The organism is Rhizobium sp. P1_B8 (assembly GCF_056406515.1).
In genome coordinates this window covers 24,079-48,829 of record NZ_JBFTZZ010000034.1, presented here as the reverse complement: position 1 = coordinate 48,829, position 24,751 = coordinate 24,079, and the positions used below count along the sequence as shown (strand labels likewise).

The 24,751-nt window shown below is 56.6% G+C and carries 20 protein-coding genes and 2 pseudogenes; 13 read left to right on the top strand and 9 right to left on the bottom strand.

Annotated elements, in window-relative coordinates; all coding sequences use genetic code 11:
• Positions 1-160: 160 nt before the first annotated feature.
• Positions 161-1,420, bottom strand: a complete 1,260-nt coding sequence (locus tag AC1D2N_RS30070) for a Glu/Leu/Phe/Val family dehydrogenase (RefSeq protein ID WP_245308432.1) — start codon at positions 1,418-1,420, stop codon at positions 161-163.
• 306 nt (positions 1,421-1,726) lie between these two features.
• Positions 1,727-1,876, bottom strand: a pseudogene (locus tag AC1D2N_RS30065) (hypothetical protein); the annotation flags it as partial.
• A 705-nt stretch (positions 1,877-2,581) separates the two neighbouring features.
• Between AC1D2N_RS30065 and ppa the strand changes: the two are divergent.
• Positions 2,582-3,115 (top strand): inorganic diphosphatase, encoded by a 534-nt coding sequence (ppa, locus tag AC1D2N_RS30060; protein WP_065276858.1) that lies wholly within the window; start codon positions 2,582-2,584, stop codon positions 3,113-3,115.
• 204 nt (positions 3,116-3,319) lie between these two features.
• A pseudogene (locus AC1D2N_RS30055) lies at positions 3,320-4,329 on the top strand (IS30 family transposase).
• On the opposite strand, the gene AC1D2N_RS30050 reads toward AC1D2N_RS30055, so the two are convergent.
• The 7 genes from AC1D2N_RS30050 to AC1D2N_RS30020 form a co-directional block, all read right to left on the bottom strand.
• Complete coding sequence (locus AC1D2N_RS30050; RefSeq protein WP_245308446.1) at positions 4,326-5,021, bottom strand: acyl-homoserine-lactone synthase; 696 nt, start codon at positions 5,019-5,021, stop codon at positions 4,326-4,328. The pseudogene AC1D2N_RS30055 and the gene AC1D2N_RS30050 overlap by 4 nt on opposite strands.
• A 263-nt stretch (positions 5,022-5,284) precedes the next feature.
• Positions 5,285-6,028, bottom strand: coding sequence for a helix-turn-helix transcriptional regulator (locus AC1D2N_RS30045; protein WP_017968911.1), 744 nt, complete (start codon positions 6,026-6,028; stop codon positions 5,285-5,287).
• Between the two features lie 152 nt (positions 6,029-6,180).
• Positions 6,181-6,675 (bottom strand): acyl-homoserine-lactone synthase, encoded by a 495-nt coding sequence (locus AC1D2N_RS30040; protein ID WP_245308441.1) that lies wholly within the window; start codon positions 6,673-6,675, stop codon positions 6,181-6,183.
• 1,108 nt (positions 6,676-7,783) lie between these two features.
• Entirely contained in the window at positions 7,784-8,488 is a 705-nt protein-coding gene (locus AC1D2N_RS30035; RefSeq protein WP_017968908.1) for a nucleoside/nucleotide kinase family protein, read from the bottom strand.
• Between the two features lie 92 nt (positions 8,489-8,580).
• Positions 8,581-9,942 (bottom strand): NAD(P)-binding protein, encoded by a 1,362-nt coding sequence (locus AC1D2N_RS30030; RefSeq protein ID WP_130654386.1) that lies wholly within the window; start codon positions 9,940-9,942, stop codon positions 8,581-8,583.
• A 116-nt stretch (positions 9,943-10,058) separates the two neighbouring features.
• Positions 10,059-11,174 (bottom strand): nucleotidyltransferase family protein, encoded by a 1,116-nt coding sequence (locus tag AC1D2N_RS30025; protein ID WP_017968906.1) that lies wholly within the window; start codon positions 11,172-11,174, stop codon positions 10,059-10,061.
• Between the two features lie 21 nt (positions 11,175-11,195).
• Positions 11,196-11,612: a hypothetical protein gene (locus AC1D2N_RS30020; protein ID WP_017968905.1), complete on the bottom strand. Its 417-nt coding sequence runs from the start codon at positions 11,610-11,612 to the stop codon at positions 11,196-11,198.
• Between the two features lie 1,457 nt (positions 11,613-13,069).
• Between AC1D2N_RS30020 and AC1D2N_RS30015 the strand changes: the two genes are divergently transcribed.
• From AC1D2N_RS30015 to ccoS, 11 genes are all read left to right on the top strand, one after another.
• Positions 13,070-13,642, top strand: a complete 573-nt coding sequence (locus AC1D2N_RS30015) for a hypothetical protein (protein ID WP_080635755.1) — start codon at positions 13,070-13,072, stop codon at positions 13,640-13,642.
• A 1,353-nt stretch (positions 13,643-14,995) separates the two neighbouring features.
• The gene (locus tag AC1D2N_RS30010) at positions 14,996-15,700 is read left to right on the top strand and encodes a GntR family transcriptional regulator (protein WP_017969142.1); all 705 of its coding nucleotides are present in this window, start codon (positions 14,996-14,998) and stop codon (positions 15,698-15,700) included.
• A gap of 775 nt (positions 15,701-16,475) precedes the next feature.
• The gene (ccoN, locus tag AC1D2N_RS30005; protein ID WP_020486316.1) at positions 16,476-18,098 is read left to right on the top strand and encodes a cytochrome-c oxidase, cbb3-type subunit I; all 1,623 of its coding nucleotides are present in this window, start codon (positions 16,476-16,478) and stop codon (positions 18,096-18,098) included.
• Between the two features lie 8 nt (positions 18,099-18,106).
• Positions 18,107-18,841, top strand: coding sequence for a cytochrome-c oxidase, cbb3-type subunit II (ccoO, locus tag AC1D2N_RS30000; protein ID WP_018070435.1), 735 nt, complete (start codon positions 18,107-18,109; stop codon positions 18,839-18,841).
• Between the two features lie 8 nt (positions 18,842-18,849).
• Entirely contained in the window at positions 18,850-19,002 is a 153-nt protein-coding gene (locus AC1D2N_RS29995; RefSeq protein ID WP_017969139.1) for a CcoQ/FixQ family Cbb3-type cytochrome c oxidase assembly chaperone, read from the top strand.
• Between the two features lies 1 nt (position 19,003).
• A complete protein-coding gene (gene ccoP, locus AC1D2N_RS29990; RefSeq protein WP_065277073.1) occupies positions 19,004-19,867 on the top strand; it encodes a cytochrome-c oxidase, cbb3-type subunit III in 864 nt (287 codons plus the stop codon).
• Positions 19,868-19,878: 11 nt separating this feature from the next.
• Positions 19,879-20,064 carry a hypothetical protein gene (locus tag AC1D2N_RS29985; protein WP_017969137.1) on the top strand — a complete coding sequence of 62 codons (186 nt, stop codon included), beginning with the start codon at positions 19,879-19,881 and terminating at the stop codon, positions 20,062-20,064.
• A gap of 199 nt (positions 20,065-20,263) precedes the next feature.
• Entirely contained in the window at positions 20,264-21,832 is a 1,569-nt protein-coding gene (ccoG, locus tag AC1D2N_RS29980) for a cytochrome c oxidase accessory protein CcoG (RefSeq protein WP_130657482.1), read from the top strand.
• Positions 21,829-22,314 (top strand): FixH family protein, encoded by a 486-nt coding sequence (locus tag AC1D2N_RS29975; protein WP_065277071.1) that lies wholly within the window; start codon positions 21,829-21,831, stop codon positions 22,312-22,314. The genes ccoG and AC1D2N_RS29975 overlap by 4 nt, the downstream gene beginning before the upstream one ends.
• Positions 22,311-24,596 (top strand): cation-translocating P-type ATPase, encoded by a 2,286-nt coding sequence (locus AC1D2N_RS29970; protein ID WP_065277070.1) that lies wholly within the window; start codon positions 22,311-22,313, stop codon positions 24,594-24,596. Before AC1D2N_RS29975 ends, AC1D2N_RS29970 begins: the two co-directional genes overlap by 4 nt.
• Complete coding sequence (gene ccoS, locus AC1D2N_RS29965; RefSeq protein ID WP_003549679.1) at positions 24,593-24,751, top strand: cbb3-type cytochrome oxidase assembly protein CcoS; 159 nt, start codon at positions 24,593-24,595, stop codon at positions 24,749-24,751. The genes AC1D2N_RS29970 and ccoS overlap by 4 nt, the downstream gene beginning before the upstream one ends.

Genomic DNA, 24,751 nt, shown 5'->3' with positions numbered 1-24,751 from the left:
GTTGCTCTCAGTTGATTTTCCCATCGTCGTCACGACGTTTCCTCCAGGTTTTGGGCCGTTTCTCGAGTGACGGCAGCAACCAGGCTGCCGTCTTTACCCGAGAACAACTTTCAATCGTGGTTTCAGATGGCGCTGGAGGCGCAGCGGGGGCGGTCTCACCTCAAGCCTGAAAAAACTTGTCCGTTCCGAGGGCCTCCATAGCTGCGGCAATCCGAGAGAGCGCAAGAACGTAGGCGGCGGTGCGCAGGGTGATGTTCTTGTCTCGCGCATATGCCAAAACGGCGTCGGCTTCGCTTTCCATCTTCGTCTTCAGCCACGCATGAACCTGTTCGAGGGTCCATCGTTCGCCCTGGCGGTTCTGCACCCATTCGAGGTACGAGACCGTGACGCCACCCGCATTCACGAGGATATCGGGAATGATTTCGACGTTCATGGCCTCGAGGATCTCGTCGGCCTCCGGGGTGACCGGGCCGTTGGCGAGTTCGACAATGACCCTGGCCTTTATGCTTGCCGCGTTGCCCTCGTGAACCATGTTCTCTACCGCTGCTAAGATGAGGATGTCGCATTCGACCGACACGAGCTCGTCGCCAGAAATCTCGGACACACCAGCTGAACCTGCCATGCTAGTGACACTTCCATGGCGCTTGGCGGCCAGCAGTTTGCTGATGTCGAGGCCCGCCGGGGCATGGACCGCACCCTTGGAGTCCGAGACCGCGTTGATCTTGCATCCGTCGGCGGCAAGCAGCTTGGCGATGTGCTTGCCGGCATTGCCAAATCCCTGGATCGCCACTCGTGTTCCATGCTCCAATTTGAGAGTGTCGGCTTTATATCGCATGATGTTATAGGCTCCGCGTGCTGTCGCATCGTCGCGCCCGCGCGAGCCGCCAAGGGCGACGGGTTTGCCGGTAATCACCGCTGGCGTCCTCTTGCCGACAATGGTGCTGTATTCGTCCATCATCCACGCCATGATCTTTTCATTGGTGCCGACATCAGGCGCTGGAATGTCCCGATCTGGACCAATGACCGCAGCGAAAGCCCGGATGTAGGCGCGGCCGAGGCGTTCCTGCTCCGTGTTGGAGAGGCCGCGAGGATCCACCTTCACGCCGCCCTTTCCGCCGCCAAATGGCAGGCCCATCAGCGCGTTCTTCAAGGTCATTAGCAGGCCAAGCGTTTCCACCTCATCGGCGTTCACCATCTGATCCCAGCGGATGCCGCCCTTCGTAGGACCGAGGCTATCGTCATAGCGACAGCGCCACCCGATAAAACACTTGGTCGACCCGTCGTCCATGAGGATCGACAGACGCGCTTGCGTCGTCTCGAGCGGTTTCTTCAGCTTTTCGAGAAAACCTGGATGAAGATCCAGGTGCTCGGCTGCTTCAATGACGCGTTCCAGCGCAATTTTCAGCATGGGGTTCTTCATAGTTAGTTCCTCACTTTCAAAGGTTGGGAGACTTGCACGTCAGCGGCCACGCGTCCCCCGGCACCAACCCGATGCAGTTTGTGCCTGAGTCCCCCTAGGACTCGTCGTGCCAAGCCGATCGCGCGGTGATAACTTGCGGTTTCGGCGAGTTTGCTTTCGCCAGGTTCCGCAGTGCGACAGCTTTTAGGGCCCCAGTTTTGGTCTGCCCTTCAACCGGGAGTGACGTTGCCCGAGGAGTCGCCCCCATTTGGCGTAGTCTGCCTTTCCGAACTTCCAGTTCTTGACACGTTCGATTCGACGCTTGCACAGGATCAATCGCGCGAAATCGACCAGTGGCTGGCAACCGATGAGGATTTTCCGCCCAAGTTCGACAAGGGCGGCGAGCGTATTCTGGGATGTAGTGGATTTGCCAATACCTCCCTTTCCGTAAAACGCGATCTGACGCAGAGCAGCCATTAGTGCTTCCTTTTCGTGTTCGAACCGACCGAGGTGTTGCCGCGACACCGGACGCGGCTGGTCCCGTCGCAGCCCGAGAACAATTTTCAAGCGTCGTGCCAATTGAGCTGATTGATGGGGCAGGTCGAAATTACGTGCTGCCACAGACACTTAGAGGGATAAAATACCGGACCGAAGAATCCTAAAGCGTGTCACGAAGCCGACAAAGGTGACGACAATGTCGTACATATGTCGTGAGGGTCCTGAAGAGGCCGCGGAATAGAAGCGCCAATGTGCAAGCAATTCTTGGTCGAATGAGCCGCACTTGATGCAAATGCTGGCAATGGAAAGCGGCGCGGTGCTCTAGCGAAATCGTTTGCGGTTAAAAATCTCGCAAGCAGTGTTGCACCCCTGCCAAGCGCATGCAGCCACCCGTGTCGCAAACCTGACAAAGCTGTCGCACTGTCGACTACTAGCCAACCCGATTCCCCCCGAAATCCGCCAGCTAATCACCGCGCAATCGGCTTGGCACGACGAGTGCTAGGACCGACCGAGACACCTTGACGACTCGACGCTCTCTAACCACGCGGTGGCCAATCACCTGATAGCCAACCGGCTGAACTGGAAGGCTGGCTGACGACAGGACGGATGACGTGGATCATGCTTGGACCGTCGTCGTGAGAGTACCTGCGTGCCTGCGCGTCAACATTCACCAAAGGAGCCCCCATGCGTATCGACTCGATTTCGATTGGCAAGAACCCGCCGGACGACGTGAATGTCATTGTCGAGGTGCCGGTCGGCGGCCAGCCGATTGAGTATAAAATGAACAAGGAATCCGGTGCACTCGTCGTCGAACGCTTCCTCTCCACGCCGATGGCCTATCCGGGCAATTATGGCTTTGTGCCGCACACGATGTCAGAAGATGGCGATTCGATCGACGTCCTGATAGTAGACACTCGACCACTCGTTGAGCGCTGCGTTATAAATGTGCGTCCGATAGGTGTTCTGGTCATGGAAGAGAATGGTCGCAAGGACGAGAAGATAATCGCCGTGCCGATGGCGAATTTGACGCGCCTCTACGACAAGGTTAGGGACTACACCGACCTGCCGGAAATCTCCCTGAAGCAGATCGAGTACTTCTTCTCGTACTACAAAGATCTGAAGCCCGGCGAGTGGGTGAAGATAGCCGGCTGGAAGGACGTCAATGTCGCCAAAAAGATGATTCTTGAGGCGGCCGGCCGCTACAATTCGAAAACCTGATTGGCAATCGGGAGACCCGCGAGGGGTCGTCGACGGCCGAAGCGGAGCAGGCTAAGTCACAGGATTATGGACAACCAATAACCAAGCACTGGCCCGTAGTTCCATAAGTATGCTTACGCCACTTCTTTATGTAGCCGGGTGGGTTCAAGGATGAAGCGCGACTTGCAATAGATAACAACGATTTATCCCTGCAAGGAACGAGATATGAAGCGCACCTACTCCCAGATCGATATGGAGGAACGCCGCAAGATTGCCCGCTGGCGCACGGCTGGGATCAGCGTTGACGTGATCGCCGAGAAGCTGCACCGGCATCGCTCAACCATTTTCCGTGAGCTGCGCCGCAATACGTTCGAGGATCGTGAGATGCCGGACCTCAACGGTTACTACTGCGTGATGGCCAATGACATGGCGCGAGAACGGCGTGCCAAGCTGCGCAAACTTGCCCGGTTCTCGCAGCTGCGCCAATCGGTGATCGAGCGCATCATGCATGGCTGGTCGCCACAACAGATCGCTGGCCGATTGCAGCTTGAGCGCCATCCGATCTCCGTCAGCCATGAGACGATCTATAAGTTCGCCTATTCCTCGGACGGTCACGCGATCAAACTGTGGCGACACCTGCCGGAGCATCGTGCCAGACGCAGGCCGCGCCACGCCAGACGCCGCCATGGCAGGCGGTTCACCCGGATGTCAACATTCTCTACCGGCCAGACGCCGTCGCCGAGCGCAAACAGTTCGGGCATTGGGAATGCGATCTCATCCAGTTTCGCAAGAAGTTCGGAAAGGCCAACGTGACGTCGCTGGTCGAACGGGTCAGCCGATTTGCCGTCTTGCTGCGCAACAATGACCGGCAATCGAGGCCGGTGATGGACGGCCTGATCCAGGTGCTGCAATCCCTGCCCCACCTCGCCCGCCGCTCGATCACCTTCGATCGTGGCACGGAGTTCACTGACTGGCCTTACCTGCAGGCCAGCATCGGAGCGCAGACATGGTTTTGCGATCCGCAATCCCCGTGGCAGAAGGGCACCGTCGAGAACACCAATAGACGGGCCAGGAAATGGCTTTCGAGAGAGGTCGATCCACTGTCTCTCAGCGACCGCGATCTGACCGAGATCTGCAACCGCCTGAACGCAACGCCACGCAAATGCCTCGGCTACAAAACACCGGCAGAAGTCTTCCGCCAGAAACTCCTCGCCCAAATCCGGCGCACCGGTTAGCCTCTATCAGCCTCCAAGTCGCGCTTCGCCATGAATTCACAGTAATGCAAATGGTGCAAAGTAGCTTCGGGCTTCAACGGATTTCGAACCTCCGGCTCGAGCAAGAGGGTGCTTCCTTGGATAGAATAGAGTTGATGATGCTTCCTCAAGCCAGACATGGAAGGCTTTGCCTGGATTGGTACGATTAATACGCCATTGAGCAGCGAAGGCGGACCAAGCTCGGTTACGTTCCAACCGGTTGAGACTAAGAGTTGCACGAGCTTCGGGTGCGTTTCGACGATCACCGAGGTTATGCCGGCAACAAGGCAAAATTCCATCACGCCGGTCATCAAGACATGTGACGCCGATACCCCATTTATTAGAATTTGACCTTCCGCGACAATACATCGGGTCCACTCGAATATCTCGGGCGAACGCGGCCATGCTTGCCCTTTCATGATCTGCGGATAAACATCCGATAAGAGATGAGGTTCAGTCGTCGGGAGCAATCGCGTATATCCCACGACGGTATCTTCGAAGAACAATGCAAGGTGCAGCGCACGGTCGTGATCGAACTGGTCGATTTCTAATCCGTCATTTCTACGAAGCGCCTCCCAGCCAAGCCTTTCCACGAATTGCTCGTGCCGAAAGCGCCAAATTTTCTCCATTGCTTGCCCGCGTGATTCGTGGCGACCGACGTAAAGTCTTATCATTCTGCCCCCCCAACATAGTGCAAGAATGCATTAGACTCCCGGTCGTTTAAATGAGTGAAATTACCTAGTTTTCACGCGTTCGCCGGCCAACGCCGTCGTCGATGGTCCTGCGAAGTGATAAGGAGTGCCTAAAGGTGACATGGCGAACGGACCGCGGTCCATAGTGTTGAGATTGGCTAAGGTTTGGGGTTCACGCGCGCCTTATCGGACAATCGTGATCAGACGTCATCGAAATTGCGGCCCTCACCCAGGAGGGCGTTACTTTACCGAAGGATTCCGTAACGAAAACTCTCCGCTATCATCTGCGCCGAATTGACGACATCGAGTTTGCGTTGAACATTGAGTATCTCATTTTGGATGGTTCTATGCGAGCGGCCTAGAATTGCCGCGATCTCCACCGCTGTCTTGCCCGCAGCGCACCACTGAATGATCTCTCGTTCACGCGCAGTTATTCTTAAAAGGCGCCTGTCTTGGGAGCTCACGTTTTTCGTTAACAGGCTGCGCACTGTGTTATGGGCGTAAATTGATATGATATGTAGCGCTCCTCTGGCAGCTCGCGACAGATCCACCTTCTCTGCCCCGAAAGTGATAATTGCTTGAAAGCCGTCGGCGGTATGCAGTGGCACACTGTAACCATCCTTCATTTTGAACTCTCGGGCCTCCATCATAATCCGGCGCGCATGACGGCCGAGCTCTTGACCCTGCAGTGCTTCCGACCACACAAAGGCACCGTCTTGCATTTTACTCAAATGGATCACGGGATCGGCATGGACGTAATTGCCCGTTGAATAACGTTCAAACCACTCGTAGGGCCATGCGTTCAACAAGAAATACGGATCGATGCGCTCCGTAGGCAAGGGTATGCCGGACATTGCAAAGCAACTAAAACCAAAGTGGCACGCTGTTCTGTTCAATGACTTCAGTATATCCTCACTGCTCTTCGCTAGTGCAGCGTCTGATATAAAGTCGAACATTACATTTGCCGTTGCCAACGCCTCGCTGTCCACTCTTCCCTCCAGGACATGCTACTCAAGGCAGCATTTTTCATGGTCGCTTCCGGTAGGAGCTAACTCTCCGAGTAGCCACTGTAGACGAAAAACCCAGCGAAGAGGAGCCTTGTCTGTATCTTTGGCAAAGTTGCCCAGACAACGAAACCAGGTCAACAGCTCCGCCTTTGCTTATGACAATGTACTTGCAAATGGCCCGGACCTGATGTCAGAGCTGGCTTGACCTGGTGCAAAGTAGCATCGGGCTTCAGCGGATTTCGAGCCTCCGGCTCGAGCAAGAGGGTGTTTCCTTGGATAGAATAGAGTTGATGATGCTTCCTCAAGCCAGACATGGAAGGCTTTGCCTGGATTGGTACGATCTCGGGCGAACGCGGCCATGCTTGCCCTTTCATGATCTGCGGATAAACATCCGATAAGAGATGAGGTTCAGTCGTCGGGAGCAATCGCGTATATCCCACGACAGTATCTTCGAAGAACAATGCAAGGTGCAGCGCACGGTCGTGATCGAACTGGTCGATTTCTAATCCGTCATTTCTACAAAGCGCCTCCCAGCCAAGCCTTTCCACGAATTGCTCGTGCCGAAAGCGCCAAATTTTCTCCATTGCTTGCCCGCGTGATTCGTGGCGACCGACGTAAAGTCTTATCATTCTGCCCCCCATCATAGTGCAAGAATGCATTAGACCCCCGGTCGTTTAAATGAGTGAAATTACCTAGTTTTCACGCGTTCGCCGGCCAACGCCGTCGTCGATGGTCCTGCGAAGTGATAAGGAGTGCCTAAAGGTGTCGAGCAGAAGAACGGATCGGTCGTCCGGCGGGGATTGCCGGCTATCATCGCCACGAAGGCGTTGAAGCTGCGGCGACGCTCGCGGACCTATACCGTTCAATGCGTTTGTTCGTAAACTTCTTTCAACCGTCGTTCAAACTCCTGGAAAAGCGGCGTGATGGCACATTGGTCAAGAAAAGATACGCTTCTCCCGCGACACCGCATCAGCGGCTGAAGACGGATCCAAGAACGTCGACCGAGGTTCGCAATCGCCTATTGCACATGAGCGAGCAACTCGACTCCGTAAAGCTTCTCCGCGGCATTCGTGCGGGACAACAGCGCCTCGTTGACATCGCTCACCAGGGCGCACCATCAACCGACGCTCCTGATATCGAGAGCTTTCTACAAAGCTTGCGTGTCGCTTGGACAGACGGGAAGGTTCGTCCGACGGCGAAAGCGAAGCCGAAACTCAAGGGTGAGCGGCGGCGACCCGACCCGCTCGTTAGCGTTACGGAAGATCTCCGTGCATGGTTCCAGGAGGAACCATGGAGAACCGGCCGGGAACTATTGGAGAGGCTTCAGTCCATTTATCCAGGTGAATATCTGGATGGCCTAATAAGGACGTGCAGCGGCGAGTGAAAGACTGGCGTCGGGATGGTGCGCATACGATGATCTTCGGAATCGACCCCAGCAGAACAACGGAGCTGCCCTAACGCGAAAGGAGCATTTTGGTGAGGCAATAGGCAGTTCATTCAGGAGCATTCTCCAATGAGGCTATACGAATCTCACCTTGTTTGCCGCTACGCACCGTGGGGCTTAAGCTGCGTGAACGGCTGGGCTTAAAGGGCGCCGCCCCGGCGGGCGTCTGTATGTTTTCTTACGAAGTTTTCGTTTCTTGTGCCTTCGGAGACCAATTATTTATGCTGTGACACTGCAGAAGGGCCGCCAATGGCAGCTGCCGATGTAAAGTGGGTTGGCGATTTGCAGTAATTTTATTCACACGGTGTAGCCTTCCTAGCCAGGTGGTATTCCTCGACGTCGTGTTGCGCGGCAATGTGCTGCAAAATGCAATCAACGACATCGGTATCGCGTGTATCCTCATTCTGAGGAACGACAAGCCAACCACGTTCGCAAGCCATCTCCTGCAAGACGTTCTGAATCTTTGTCTGATAGGCGCAGTAAGCGTCGCGCGGATCGCCGCGATAACCGTCCCAACGCCCCATCTCGGTCTCTTTGAAGACCGTGCGCCGGTGCCAAGATACATGCGGCTCTATCTCCAACAGGACGACTAGATCAGGCTCGGCAGCCCGATCGAAATAATCGAGAAGCTGGGCTCTGTCGATCTTCGCTCGGCAATGCGCTTTGGCGACCACTCTGAACTGCGAACCGTCCATAACGGTGATGAGATTGCCAAACCTGGGCTCTCTGCGAAGCATTTGGCCCACGGCAGAAAACCAGGATGCGAGCAAAAACAAATAAAAATGGGTTCCGAGCAGGTCAATCTTCGGTTCGCCCTGTTCAGGCCAAATGATTTCCTTTAGCAGGCGAAGCCGACTATCAGTGAAAGCGTCTCCGAATTCTATGTCGCTCTTATTCAAATAACGGGCCAGATACCCCCCATCACGCAGGTTATGAGCCAACTTTCGGGCAATATGAGTCTTGCCCGCTCCATCAATTCCTTCGATTGCTATAAGCATGCTCCACTACCTCCCGCAAATGGTCTGCGCTTATCGCAGTATTGCCGCCCGTTGATCGGCTCGGATTTTCGGATGTGTACTTCCGCGCCAGTTTATTGTGCGGCAATTGTCTGCACATCATGTAACTCCTCGGCCGCAGTTTCGCGAAGACATGCCGCGATGGAGGCCCCGACATAATGTCCGCTGACAAGGGCGGGGACGAGGCCGCGAAACCGGCCGACGACATCGCCGCAATACCAGATCCGCCCACTATGATTCTGCAAGGCGGCATCAACGGTCGGGAAGGCACCAACACCCTCGACTGATGGGAAAATGCAGACAGTCTCTGGCGTCGCCATGTCCGGAAACTGCGTGATGAGCATACGCGCGCTTTCGGCGAGGATCCTATAGAGTTCGGGATGTAATAGAGCGGCCACGTCGCCCCTGCTGAACTTCTGCCGCGGGAACCAGGGACGATCAGCCTTTCCGAATTCAAGCGCTTGGGATATGGAAGGGCGATCTAGGAATTCGGTGAGTGGCTGCCATGTCGCCGTCGTATCGCTCCCCAACCGCTGTTGCAAATCGGCCCAAATCTGTCGACCTCTGTCGAGATTATTCCCGCCGAAGCGCGCCAGTAAACCGAAATTGGAGTAGCCGGTCGGGGGTCCGTCCGACCGACCGGAAAGAGCAGCAGTGCCACCATAGGGGATCATCCAAACCTCCCCGTCGCGACAAGTGCAAAAGGTTCGCACTTCCGTACACGCCGCATCGAGAATGTATTTCACGTCTGGGCGTTTAACGGCGTTAAGGAACCCAACTCCGTTAGGATGTTCGATACGGATACCAAACTCGTATCGCAGGTCGGTCATGGCGATCGGCGCCGTCATCATGGACCGTAGTGCCTGCGGACCGAAGCGCCCAGTTGCGATCGCAAGATGGGTGAAAAACTCCTCTCTCAGATCGCCGTCCGCTCCACGACTTTGCACGAGGTAGCCTTGTGGCGAGGGAATGATCATTTCCACGCGCGTGTTGGCCAAGATGAGGTTGCTGAACTCATGCATCATGGCGGCTATCAGCGCGTTTCGCTGCGCCAACGAGCCGTAGGTCGACGGATAGTCCTTGCATATCATGGGCTGGCCCGTGCCGAGAAAGCTGGTTTCGGTGTCCGGATCAAAAGGGGGCGCCGGAATGCCCACCTCCGCCAGCTGGCGTTCGATTGCGCCATAGGCATCCTCAAGACGGCAACGGCCCTCTAGCGTGTAAAGATGTGTGCCGGATGGAAAAAAGCTGAACTTGCCGTCGGAGAAAAGGCCGGCACCACCAATTCCGCTTCCTAGATGGTCTGCCACGTCATGCTTACGTTCTGCAAGCGTACGGCCAGCCTCGAACAAGAGGAATTTAATACGCTGTTTGGCAAGAGCCTGGCCAACTGCCAGGCCGGCCGGCCCTCCACCGATTATTGCTACGCGTTCCACCGTTTGCTCCTCATATAAGGATCGCCTTGCCAGGCGGCGACCACCTTTGATCGCTAGCTGCAATAGCTTAGCCATGTTGTAATTGCCGTGTCGCAAGGCCGGCCGCGGGTCCCGCCTCAAGCGAGCTGAAGATCACTGATGACTGTACGCGATAACAGCTTAGGGACAATGTCTCCGAAGTCCGCTTCATCCGGCCGTCCTTGCTGATCTGGCATCAGAAGCGCCAACACCTTCAAAGGAACCGGCGCATCAAAGAGGCGACGAACCTGTTCAAGGACGTAGAAGATTGCAGCTGAAAAGCCGTACTTGCCGGCAACCGCAAGCAACTCGGGCCAGTCGATGTCCTCGGCATGAAGGCGCAACAGCGCGTCGATGTCGCCCAGCATCTGCAATTTCAGGGTGCCATGTTGGTAGGCTTCAAAATAGATGCGGGCAGCGCTGAACCACAGAACGCTAGTCAGCGACTGACAATGCACTTCTCGACCGAGCAACCTGCGGGGACCGGCGCCGCGCCAGACGTCTACCTCCTCCATGCCAGCTCCAAGACTGAAGTGGATGTCGACGAACACCGGCATCCGCACCGAGCCATCGTCTTGGACGAAGGATTTGATCTGCCGCGTTCGCCATTCTGGCGCGATTAGGGTCGTATCGAACTTCGGCCGAATCTCCTCGACCATAGTGACTGAATGTAGCGCGTACTTATGCTCGAGCGTCTGGTGTGTGATCTTGCGGAACATGTGTGTGAAGACACCATCCGCCGGATTGAATACTCCGTGCTGATAACCCAATCGGTAAAGCTCTTTCTGCACTCGCCAGACATCTGCTTTGCGCACCATAATGTCCAAATCCTGCATCGGGCGCAGTGCCGGGTCGGAATATAGCAGAGCTGCCAATAGAGGACCCTTGAACAAATAGTGTTCCAGATCGCACGCACGAAAATGTCCTAGAAGTTCACCAAGGCGACGGAATTGTACCTCGCTCCGCGCCTTCGACAACTGCGACCACATATGTATGTAGTGGACGACCCATTCTGGTGTCCGGGGAAGCAAGGCTAGTCTATTGAGGTGGAAACCGCACAACGGCAATGTCTGATAGCTCTCGGCACGCCAAAGGACGAATGACCAATCCAGATCCGAATCGACAATCCGCTGCAGGCGCACGTCATCGGAGGGCGTCAGGTCCGGTCTACAAGTCAGTAGGAGAAAAGTCTCCTCTCGGGACAGCTGAACCATTGTTGCTCTCCTTCTATCCTCTTAATTTTTCGAGACGACCGTTTTTGTTTTAGCGACATCGGCGGCTTCATTCACGGCAACCGGCGTCTCGTGCCCGCGCCCGTTCGATCCAGCTGGCGATAGCAGAGCCTGATAACGTTCGAGTTGGCGATCGAATTCTCCTAAATCCTTGTCAAAGCCCTGTGCAAAGATGTCGGAGAGTGTGGACTCGCTCTTCTGTCCCCCCTCGACAGCGGCCTGAGAGCTCATCCGGACGGCATGGGATGCAAGCAGGCTATAGGGAAACATCATGGGCAAGCAGGCAGTGCCAGAAGCTTCGGGTTCGATGTTTGCCCCAATATCTTGCATAATCAGAACAGCCAGCTTCCCCGCCAACGTGATGACGAACTTGCCGTCGTTCTCTTCTACCGAATATCCAAAAAGCAACGAGTCGCTCATCTTAGTTATTCCTCCCTAGACCGAAATGCAGCCAAAAGACCGTTGCCTCGGGCTGCGCAGAAACAATTGCCGCGGAATGCACTCGCGAGAATACATTCCGCGCCGGAGGGACACACCTAGACGGCGCGATGGATCGCGTAAGACCTGCGCCGGACACTCTGCCCGCGCTTCCAAAGGGACACCTCGTGCCGGGAAAGGGCCAAAGCACTGCGGCCGGCATTCAGCAGGCTCCAATACTTCTTCTTGTTGCCTGCCGCCCTATGCTGTTTCGCCAATGCGAAGCAGTTCTTGGCTAGACGTAGGTGTTTTCCAGCTGGCGAAGTCCAAAAACCGCGGCTAGGTTTTGTCGAAGATGTTGCTGCACGCGATGCTTGAAGAAAGGGATTTCTTGCATAAGCCATTTCCATTCTCCTCTTTTGAAGTCATGCGTCCCGCTATACGCAATCTGTAGTTGCCGATAGCCGATCATTCTTTTGGGTGTAGTGGTCGTATAAAGGTATTTTTCGTATGTTGTGATAACCACTGTGAGCTAAAAAAGGATTCACTTAAATAGGTACTATTACTTAGCTTTGCCGACGTGCTGAGCAACAACTCACGGCCGCTGATGTCATTTGACGGTTTTCCCGAGCCACTCTCGGAGACGCAGTGCACGCGCGCCTGGGCGAAACTGTTCAGCAGCGCCTGCACGCTGAGCTTGCCGCCGTGCATGTTCGGAAAGAGGGCCGCTGCGCCTCGTTTCCTGGGCTTCTTCAGCCAGCAACGAAGGGCTTGCTGTGCGTCCTTTGTGAGTGGCGTACCTCGCTCTTTGCGGCCTCTTCCGATGTATTGCACCTATCCACCGCGGCCGAACATTACCGCGTCTCGGTCGAGATCGATGACCTCGGAGAGCCCCGCCACCCCGTTCGCGCGGCCAGCAGTAGAAGAGTGTGATCGCCGCGTTCCGGCCATGTGCTTCGATCCGTACAGTCCAGAATCGCTTCAATCTCGGGCCTGGTGAGAAACTGAAGCCTCCGCTTGTCACATCGCTCGGTAAGCTCCCGGTGGCCGCCTTGCGAGGTTGATGCGAATATCGGAAGTCCTTCTGTAATGGGCGTACTGCGCGCTATTCCCAATACGACTACAATCTCGCGGGAGCTGGTCCCGCTTCCGGCAAGTCGCAGCATTTATCGTAATGTCTCATGCTCAGTCTTCTCTTTGCCGGCTCAAAATGTCCTCGATCATCACGAGGTATCGATGCCAAACGTTGCTGACCCAGGAGGTAATCTTCAGTGCCGAAAATTGGCCGGTCTTTGATTGGAACGGTGGCCGGGTTCACGTCTGAAATCCGCAACAAGGCCGCTCAATTAAGTAAATTTACTCATTTACTAGCGCCACCAACCCAGGTTCAAGTGAGACGCATTATTAAACCTACGATGGAACGATCCTTTCGATCGTCACATCGCTACCGGGAGCGTAAAATGGCAGACGATTATCTCAAATACGGCGATAGATTGCGCATCATCAACGCATACGGAGGAGTCGGGCTTGGCGGCTACCTCGGTGTTGGCGGGGAATCAAAGGTACCCAGTGCCGTGGATAATGTCGGAACATATGCAAGCCTATCAGGGCAAGAACTTGCTACGCAATGGACAATAATGGCGGCGCCGGGCTCCTCTAAAACCCCTGGACAAAACGTTTGCAGCGGTGATCAGATTCGCCTTCAAAATTACCAAGATGAAAGTTATTTGGCATTATTCAGCAGCAATCCGCCGGGTGATAGCGGTTATCCCGTGGCAACCACCACCACTTTGAATGATGATACGATTGCGGCCGCTTGGTACGTCCTCATTAGTAGCCAAAATAAACGCAATGATCCAAATCTGAGCGACACAAACGACATATATTTGGTAGCTACCTTTGGTACGCTGGCAGGCGCTTTGGATACCAACGGCGTAGGTGCAGGCGGCTTCAAATACAGCGTCACGGGTGCGCGTCTGCTCAATCGTGACGGCGGAAGCGGCTCTTGGCAGGTAGTGAAAATCAGAAACTGAGCTTCAAATTCATCCATCCAGCGTTGTACCGTTACTGGCCTCGTGTCAAGTTAAGGCGCGAGGTCCCTCAAGCGGCCTACAGATGGGCAAGCTCTCTCCATACGGTAGCTCGCCTTAGCTTGGGTCGAGCATAGGATGCCATTGCGGCGGTCGAGAGGGTGATTTCCTGCCACGATTTATGGCGGCGTTTCGCAGTTTGCGATGTTCAGCAGTGCTCGTTCGGTTGCGGCCAAGATGGAAGAGGTTGTGGATCGGATTGTAAGTATGAGGAACTGCTGGCGTGCGGGACTGATTTGAACCGACTCATATGGTGTTCCCCGCGGTCGGGCTGTTGGCGCGAGACCTCGCAGCGATTGTGAAATTTCGGCTCTGTCCAACTGCACGTCGGAATTCTACCTTCGATCTCCGTGCTAAAGAGAGCCGTCTAGAAGGCAAACAGCGAATTCGCCGCCGCTGCATGGCTTGCGACACCGATCGATCAAGCATCACCAGCGTCAGCTTGTCGGTCTTGCGCATTAACTCCACCTACAGGTTGATAAATACATGAGATCCAAGGCGTTAAGCCAAAGTCTTCGTTACCCACGCGCTTGAAAGTGCCTGATCCCCTACCCTGACAACGGCGATGATACACTTCCATTGCGTTTCCTATGGTATTTGATTTTCTCGAAGAAATTCACTCCCGTGGCCATCGGCTCCGAGGTGAGGAACTAATCGAGCCACCTAAAATGTTGGAATTGTCTAGCAAGACGAGGAACTTATCCGGCTGCTTGAGCGATTGGTAAGCGAACATGGCCAGTTAAAGATTTTGCGACTCGCCAACTGAGAATCGTGTGACCGAACATGCGCAGTTGTTTGATTAATACGTACAGTATTATACGTTTACTTAGTCATCCGCAGAAAGCTAAAATACAAAAACTTACGCTCGAGCGATAACCCCAAAATATCAAAAAATATATTATCCTTATATATTGATCTGTGGCGAGGCGCCGTCTAGATCTGCTCAACACGCGGCACGGGGGCCTACCCCGGTCAGCGAAGGGAGGCTTAGATGAACCGACGTGACAACATGCACACATACAAAGCCAGAATTGACAGGCCAGAGATGAAGGTCAGCCGTGTAGCTGGAGAACGTGACCGCGACCTCTTGCGCATGGCATTGAACTCAACTGCGAGAGAAAGTGATAAAAGCCAACCGCGGCTGTACTACAGGCCGGCGAATCTCGCTCGGGCCAAAACTCGTGCCGGTATAGGGAGGCCAAAATATTTTCAGCCTTGAATTCGGAACGACGCCCGATATCAACGAATAAGATCCTGTAGAGTCCTTAAAGGACATCGACAGAGGAAAACTATCAAATGCGGTGTTGCAAGAACGCGCCTCCACGTCGCGGGGTCGATTTAAATTTTGACATTGAACCAGAACCTGCAAAGGCCGATATTGCCTACGATGCTATTCGGCGATTGCTGCACAGTTACGGCCGTGTGCCGGACCAACATCTCAGGGAACAGGATCTGGCGTCTAAGCTCGATATTGGTCGAACCCCAGTACGCGAAGCACTTCAGCGGCTGGCGGCGGAAGGGAAGATCCAATACATCCCTCAGAGAGGTTTTTTCACGAGACCGATGTCAGAAAATACACTGTTGGATTTTTATGTTGTTGGACGCGAGACCCTCATTTCGGCCTTAAATCGAATGCGGCCGCAGGCGCCAGAGAGCTGGAGCGTGTCGGACAAATTGTCCCCTGACGAACTCGCCTTAAGGACAGAAGCGATATTCGCAAAAATCGCCGAGGAAGCGGCCAATTGTGAGGCTTGCAAAATCGTCCACCGATTTTGTTTTTGTACTCACCCTTTACGAATGGAAATAACCGCGTCGGATCTTCGGCCCGCGTTTGTCAAAAGCCTCGGAAGACTAAGTGCCGCAATGTCTGAATTAGGCGTGGCAACGGACCGGGCGCAGTCCGCGTTGATGAACCACCTTGATCTAGAACAGGGTGCCGTCTCAAGGGTCGTACACGAGGTGAACGAACGTGGATTAACAGGGTTTTCTCGGCCGGCGTGAATCTTGTGATATCGCATAACTGAAGCCCTAAGGCTCGAATTCACTCGACGCCGCTCTGCGTTCGAAAGACCTCGCAATGAACGAACCGGCGGAGAGAAAAGCTCACCTCTGCAATGCTCGCAGAATAAGAGCGTTAGATCCTGCGACAGTTCGAGATCATCTTGGCGGGGCCTTCACTGCTTGTGTGGTCCCAATCTTTTTCCCGCTCAATGCACGGCTCCGCACAGCCGTCGACGAGGACCCTATTCGCCTCACAAATAAGCTGCAGCCACAGAGCCGATGCGGGTTTTCCGCGGCCGCGTGTCTTCACCAGATCGGCCATCATCTCTCGCCGGCTGAAGGCGAACATGATCACAGCACCGCCCTGACGTTGAAGGTCACGCCCCACCTGCTCTCCGCCTAAACAAAGTCAGAGATGGGCCGCGCATCGCTCCATTGGCGACGGCTCGACGTCGTACTTCACGCATGTCCTCTCGCCGGCCTACACCCCCTGACATGCAGAGATTGCGCAAGCGAGAAAAGCATCTGGGTCGCTCGGCTGCGGCGTGCAGTTCCTCCGAAAAGTGCTGATCTGCATCTTCGTGTTTGTCGTTTCAGCGTAGCTATCAGACTGGCGTCCAAGCCCTTTCACGAATGAAGCAACCCCGCACATAGTGGGAAAACGCTGGCCTAGTTTGACTTGGATCAAGACGCCAGCACCGTCTTCATGACAGTCCTGGCGCAAGTACCAAAAAGCCGGCCGGAAAGCGGCCGTCTGTGCACTGAGGACGATATCATGAATTACACAACGGAAACGATGGTGATTACGGTCGCGGCGTTTCTGGCGCTGCTAGGAGCTGCATTCGCACATGACCACCTCTTTGCAGTCCACATGGGTATTCTCTGCTTCTGCCTGCTCGCGGGTGCTGCCCTGCTGGTCAGGAACGTTGATTTTTCGCCGGCAGGCCAACGGCGGAAAGTCGATATATCAGGCTATTTCGACGAGGTGATCCGGTATGGCCTGATCGCCACGGTATTCTGGGGCGTGGTCGGCTTCCTCATTGGCGTGGTCATCGCGCTGCAACTGGCCTATCCCGACCTCAACATCGCCCCTTATCTCAATTTCGGAAGGCTGCGGCCCGTTCACACATCGGCGGTCATCTTCGCCTTCGGCGGCAACGCGCTGATCATGACGTCGTTCTACGTGGTGCAACGCACCTGTCGCGCACGTCTTTTCGGCGGCAGCCTGGCCTGGTTCGTATTCTGGGGCTACCAGCTTTTCATCGTGATGGCTGCGACCGGATATGTTCTCGGAATCACCCAGGCCCGTGAATATGCCGAACCTGAGTGGTATGTCGACCTCTGGCTGACCATCGTCTGGGTCGCCTATCTCGCCGTGTATCTTGGAACGATCCTGAAGCGCAAAGAGCCGCACATCTACGTGGCAAACTGGTTCTATCTCGGCTTCATCGTCACCATCGCCATGCTGCACGTGGTCAACAACCTTGCGGTTCCGGCCTCGTTCCTTGGCTCCAAGAGCTATTCTGTCTTCTCGGGCGTCCAGGACGCGCTGACCCAATGGTGGTACGGCCACAACGCCGTCGGCTTCTTTCTCACCGCCGGCTTCCTGGGCATGATGTACTACTTCGTGCCGAAGCAGGCCAACCGACCCGTCTATTCATACCGGCTCTCGATCATCCACTTCTGGGCGCTGATCTTCATGTACATCTGGGCCGGCCCGCATCATCTGCATTACACGGCGCTGCCCGACTGGGCCCAGACGCTCGGCATGGTTTTCTCGATAATGCTCTGGATGCCCTCCTGGGGCGGAATGATCAACGGTCTCATGACCCTTTCAGGCGCCTGGGACAAGATCCGCACCGATCCGATCATCCGTATGATGATCGTCGCGATCGCCTTTTACGGGATGTCGACCTTCGAAGGCCCGATGATGTCGGTGAAAACCGTCAATTCGCTCAGCCACTATACCGAATGGACGATCGGTCACGTGCATTCCGGCGCTCTCGGCTGGGTGGGAATGATCACCTTCGGGGCGATCTACTACCTGACGCCGAAGCTATGGGGACGCGAGCGTCTCTACAGCCTGCGGATGGTCAACTGGCACTTCTGGCTCGCAACCCTCGGGATCGTCGTCTACGCCGCCGTGCTTTGGGTTGCCGGCATCCAGCAGGGGCTCATGTGGCGCGAGTACAATTCCCAGGGCTTCCTCGTCTATTCCTTCGCGGAGACGGTCGCGGCGATGTTCCCCTACTACGTGCTGCGCGCGGTCGGCGGAACGCTTTACCTGGCGGGTGGTCTCGTCATGGCCTGGAACGTGTTCATGACGATCCGCGGCCACCTGCGCGACGAAGCTGCAATCCCAACCACTTTCGTGCCCCAACCACAGCCTGCCGAATGAGGTGAGACATGGCATCGATACTAGATAAACATCAGATCCTCGAGAAGAACGCGACGCTTCTTCTCGTCGGCTCGCTGCTCGTCGTGAGCATCGGCGGCATCGTCGAAATCGCACCGCTGTTCTACCTGCAGAATACGATTGAAAAGGTGGAAGGCATGCGGCCGTATACGCCGCTCGAATTGGCCGGCCGGAACATCTACATCCGCGAAGGCTGCTACCTCTGCCACAGCCAGATGATCAGGCCGTTCCGCGACGAGGTCGAACGCTACGGCCATTATTCGCTCGCGGCCGAGTCGATGTACGATCATCCTTTCCAATGGGGATCCAAGCGAACCGGGCCGGATCTGGCCCGTGTCGGGGCACGTTACTCCAACGAATGGCATGTCCAGCATCTCGCGGATCCACGGGCAGTGGTGCCGGAGTCGATCATGCCGCGTTACGCCTTCCTCAAAGAGCAGAGGGTGACGGTCAAGGACGTGGGAATGGACCTGAAGGCCAATGAGGACGTGGGCGTGCCATACAACGACGACATGCTGGCGAATGCGGAGGCCGACATGAAGGCCCAAGCCGATCCGAACGCAGATACGACGGCCCTGCTTGCCCGCTATCCGAAGGCGAAGACCGGCGATTTCGACGGCGATCCTGCTGCGCTGACCGAAATGGATGCCCTGGTGTCCTACCTGCAGATGCTCGGAACGTTGGTCGATTTCTCGACCTACGACGACGCGACCGGCTACCGATGAGGTGATCCATGGAAACCTACACTGCAATGAGACACTTCGCCGACAGCTGGGGCCTTCTGGCAATGGCGGCATTCTTCGTCGGCGTCGTTGTGTTCACCCTTCGCCCAGGCAGCAAGCAAACGGCGAAAGAGGCCGCCGATATTCCCTTGAAGGATGATTGAGATGTCGGAAAAACATATCGATGAATTTAGCGGCGTCGAAACGACCGGACATGAATGGGACGGCATCCGCGAACTCAACAATCCGATGCCCCGCTGGTGGGTGTGGACCTTCTACGCCACTATCGTCTGGGCCTTGGGCTATGCGATCGCGTATCCCGCGATCCCGATGGTTACCGACGCCACGAAGGGCATGCTGGGTTTCTCCAGCCGCGCCGAGCTGCAGCAGAACCTGGATCAGGCCAAAGCATCGCAGACGACACTGCATGATCTGATCGCCGCCAAGACGGTGCACGAGATCGATTCCGATTCTGCCCTTCGCGAATTCGCGGTCGCCGGCGGCGCGTCTGCATTCAAGGTGAACTGCGCGCCGTGCCATGGCTCGGGAGCAAGCGGCGGGCCGGGATTTCCGAACCTCAACGACGACGATTGGCTGTGGGGCGGAGACCTGGATGCCATCCAGGCGACGATCGCGCATGGGATTCGCTTCGACGGGGATACGGACACTCATACTTCCGAGATGCCGCCCTTTGCCGATGTTCTGGATCCCGTCCAGACAAGGCAGGTCGCGGCTTACGTCTGGGGACTGACCAATACACCGTCGGACCCCGGTCTCGCAGAGGCCGGAAAGCAGGTCTTCCTCGATAACTGTGCCGCATGTCACGGCGACGACGCCAAAGGAAAGGCCGACATGGGCGCGCCGGATCTCGCCGATGCGATCTGGCTGAAGGCACGCGGCGAGGATGCGATCATCCGTCAGGTGGCCGCTCCCAAGCATGGCGTCATGCCTGCCTGGGCAGGGCGTCTCGGCGACACGGCGGTCAAGGAACTTACCATTTTCGTGCATTCGCTTGGCGGCGGGACGTGAGGAGAAAAGCCATGGCAGCTCACGGCCACAACCCGATCCTCGATCTCTATGGCACGCCGCGCGCTACCATACGATCACGTGTGTCGGCGCGCGCCAAGGCCACACCGCCACCGTCCGATCAGGACGACCCGGCAAAGATCGGCAATTCGATCGTAAGTTTGACCTGGGTCAAGGACCACAAGCAGACTCGCCGTTAGTCCCTAGCCTCGTCGAGGATGTCCCAATCGTGCCTTTCCTCGGCAGCTCCTGCGGGCCGCGCCCTCTGTCCAGGGCGTGGCCTGTTCCTTTTCGGGAAGATCACTTTCCCACGAGATTGCATTTGGGCATTTCTTGATCTGCATCAAGGAACGGATGCGCGGCAGATGGGACAAGGGCGGGTGAAATCGGATAGGTCCCATGAACCTCTACACTGCACCAGATCCCGATAACATCGAGCGGCTCAATGTCGAGCCGGTCAATGCCCGTCGCAACCGGCAGCCTCTCTACACACCTCGGAAGAAGGTTTTTCCCAAGCGTGCAGAGGGACGATTCCGTCGGTTCAAGTGGATCGTCATGCTGATTACGCTTGGCATCTACTATCTCGCGCCATGGATTCGCTGGGATCGCGGTCCCTACGCGCCTGACCAGGCAATCCTCATCGACCTTTCTTCACGGCGCTTCTTCTTTTTCTTCATCGAAATCTGGCCTCAGGAATTTTATTATGTAGCGGGTCTCCTCGTCATGGCGGGGTTTGGCCTGTTTCTCGTCACTTCCGCGGTTGGCCGCGCATGGTGCGGCTACGCTTGTCCGCAAACCGTCTGGGTTGATCTTTTTCTCGTCGTCGAACGTGCGATCGAAGGCGATCGAAACGCGCGAATGAAGCTTGACGCTGGTCCCATGAGCTTTGCCAAGCTGAGGAAGCGTGTCGTCAAACACTCGATCTGGTTGCTGATCGGCGTCGTCACGGGCGGAGCGTGGATCTTTTATTTTGCCGACGCGCCGAGCCTGCTTGTTTCCCTGTTCACCGGCCGCGCTCCCGCAGCCGCCTACACCACCGTCGCCATCCTTACTGCGACGACCTATGTGCTCGGCGGTCTGATGCGAGAGCAGGTGTGCACCTACATGTGCCCGTGGCCACGTATCCAGGGTGCGATGCTCGACGAAAATTCTCTCGTCGTCACCTACAATGACTGGCGGGGCGAGCAGCGGTCGCGTCACGCCAAGAAGGCTTTAGTCAATGGCCTATCGGTCGGGGATTGCGTGGATTGCAATGCCTGCGTGGCGGTGTGTCCAATGGGAATCGACATTCGCGACGGACAGCAGATGGAGTGCATCACATGCGCGCTCTGCATCGACGCCTGCGACGGTGTCATGGACAAGCTCGGAAAGCCTCGCGGCCTGATCGCCTACGCCACGCTGAGCGAATACTCGGGCAACATGTCGCTTGCCACGGACGAAGGACGAACGGCCGTCCAGCCATCCAGGGTTCGAAACGAGGATGGGACCTTCATTCCGGCGATCCGGCACTTCAACTGGCGTATCATCTTTCGTCCGAGAACCGTGTTTTACTCAGTCGCCTGGGCGTCGGTCGGCGTGGCCATGCTCGTCCATCTCACCTTTCGGGAGCGCCTTGAACTCAACGTCGTTCACGACCGAAACCCCCAATATGTTCTGGAAAGCGACGGCTCGCTGCGGAATGGCTACACGCTTCGTGTTCTGAACATGGTGCCGACGCCGAGGGATGTGAACATAAGTCTGGTCGGGCTGGAGGGGGCGACGATGCGCATTCCCGAGTTCGGCAAGGAAGACGCTCGCAGCTTTACAGTCCATGCCGAACCCGACGCGGCCACGACGCTCAAGGTCTTCGTTACGCGCAAGCCTACCGGAGCGGCGATCAATGAATTTCTGTTCGTTATCGAAGATACCGATCATGCCGATCGGGCAACCTACCGCGCGGCGTTCAATGCACCGGGAGACATCAAATGAAGACCTCCGCTCAAGGTTTTACAGGCCTGCACATGCTGCTTTCGACCTCGGCATTCTTTTGCGTGGTGATCGCGGTGAACGTCACCATGGCCGTCTATGCCTCTTCCAGCTGGAGCGGTCTGGTCGTGGAAAACACCTATGTCGCCAGTCAGGAGTTCAACCGCAAAGCGGCCGCAATGAAGGCAATGGCCACTTCCGGCATCAAGGGCACGCTCTCCATAAGGGGCAACGAGATCCGCTACGACATTCACGACAGGAGCGGATCGCCTGCGATCGTCGACGACGTCGTTCTGAATTTCAAACGGCCCGTCGGAGACCACGAGGACTTCCACCTTGCGCTCAGGAGGATCGCCGCGGGGCAGTTCGAAGCGGAACATGGCCTAGCTGAAGGTGACTGGATCGTCGAGGCCATTTCGCGAAACGGCGGCGTGGTCGTCATGCACGAGGCAAAACGCATCGATACCGCGGAGTTAGGCCAATGACCTGCTGTACCATGGACGCGGAAAGCGTACTTGCCCTCAGCACGACATCATCCAGTGCCGAAGAGGTTCGCCTTGCCAGCCAGCCGCTCGGCGAGGGATTGCGTCAGCTGGACCTGAGTGTTCCCGACGTTCACTGCGGCGGCTGCATTTCGACCGTCGAAAGGGCGTTGTTGGCGCTTCCCTTCGTCAAGACAGCGCGAGTCAATCTCACGGCTCGAAGGGTGACCTGCGTCTACCAGGAAGAGATCGAGGCGCGCGCAACCGATCCGTCCAAGATCCTCGCAGCGATCAACTCGGCCGGATATCGCGCGCATCTCTTCACGCCCTCAACTCCCGAGAACGACAGGACCAGAAATCAGCTTCTCCTCGCGATCGGCGTTTCCGGTTTTGCGGCCGCCAACATCATGTTGCTTTCAGTATCGGTCTGGTCGGGCGCAGATGCCGCGACGCGCGACATGTTTCATTGGATCTCGGCGATGATAGCAGCGCCCGCGCTGGTTTATGCGGGGCGCTTCTTCTTCAAATCGGCCTGGAATGCGCTCCGGCACGGGCGCACCAACATGGACGTTCCCATCTCGCTCGCCGTGACGCTCTCCTACGCCGTTTCATTGTGGGAGACCATCCATCACGGCGAGCATGCGTGGTTCGACGCTTCGGTCTCGCTGCTCTTCTTCCTGCTGATCGGCAGAACCCTCGATCATGTCATGCGGGAAAAGGCTCGGGCGGCGATCAACGGACTCGCAAGACTGGCCCCGCGCGGAGCTTTGCTCATCAATCCGGACGGGTCGCGACGTTTTATTGCGGTCGAAGAGGTCGCGGTTGGAGATGAAATCTCGATAGCCGCAGGCGAACGGGTTCCCGTCGATGGCATAGTCGTCAGCGGAGAAAGCGACGTGGACCTGTCCATCGTCACCGGCGAGAGCAGCCCCGTTGCCGTCGTCAGCAACACTGAAGTGAGTTCGGGTGCGATGAATCTGACCGGCTCGCTCGTGTTGCGGGCGACGAGAATCGCCAAGGATTCGCTTCTTTCCGAGATCATCGGCCTCATGGAAGCAGCCGAGGGCGGAAGAGCTCGCTATCGCAGGATCGCCGACCGTGCTGCGGCACTCTATTCACCGGTCGTGCATCTGTTGGCGCTGGTCTCCTTTCTTGCCTGGGGTTTTCTGGGCGGAGACTGGAAACAGGCCATGCTGGTCGCGGTAGCCGTGCTGATCATTACCTGTCCATGCGCATTGGGTCTTGCCGTGCCCGTGGTCCAAGTCGTCGCCGCGGGGGAGCTTTTCCGGAAGGGCATCATGGTGAAGGATGGCTCAGCACTCGAAAGACTGGCCGAGACCGACACCGTGGCCTTTGACAAGACGGGCACCTTGACGATGGGCAGTTCGCGCCTTGTCAGAGTGGACGCCATGGACGAGAGCGCCACCGCAATCGCCCGTGGATTGGCCGCGCATTCACGGCACCCTCTTTCTCGGGCCCTGGTACGGGACACCGAAACTGCCCCCATGTCCTTCGACATCGTCACGGAAATCCCCGGTGGGGGACTGGAAGCCAGGAACGGAGCGGATGTCTATCGATTGGGCAACGCGGCGTTTGCCTGCGGAACCAGCGTCGTGCCCCGCACCGCCGACAATCCGTTCTCGGAAGTGGTCCTGTCGAAGAATGGCGTCGATCTTGCCCGCTTCTTCTTCGATGACACGCTTCGTCCGGGTGCTTGCGAGGCCATCGACCGGCTCGATGCAGCCGGCCTTGAAACGCTGATCGTGTCCGGCGACAGGCAGACCGTCGTCGACAATACGGCACATGCCCTGGGTATCGACAGGGCTTTGGGCTCTCTGACGCCGAAACAGAAGGTCGAGGAATGCCAGAGGCTGAATGGCGAAGGTCGTCGCGTGCTCATGGTTGGCGACGGTATCAACGACGCCCCGGCACTTGCTGCGGCGCATGTCTCGATGGCGCCGGCCACGGCCTCCGATATCGGCAGACAGGCCGCCGACCTCGTTTTCTTCAATGATCGCCTTGACGCTGTTCCGGAAGCGATCGCCGTTGCACAAAGATCCGCCAGCCTCATCCGGCAGAACTTCGCTCTCGCCATCGGTTACAACGTTCTGGCTGTGCCGATCGCCATCGCCGGACTGGCGACGCCGCTCATAGCGGCGGTGGCAATGTCGACATCTTCAATCATCGTCGTGACGAACGCGCTGCGCCTGAACGCGTTCGGCAAGCGTCGAGATATGCAAATTCGAGGAGAGATCGGCAGGAGTGCGGAGGTCAAAGCCGCATGAACATGTTGATCTATCTCATACCGATCGCGCTGCTGATGGGAGGAATAGGACTCCTGGCATTCCTTTGGTCGCTGAAGAGCGGCCAGTATGACGACCTTCAAGGCGCCGCCTGGCGAATCCTCGCCGAGGACGAAACCGATCAACGAGAACCCTGA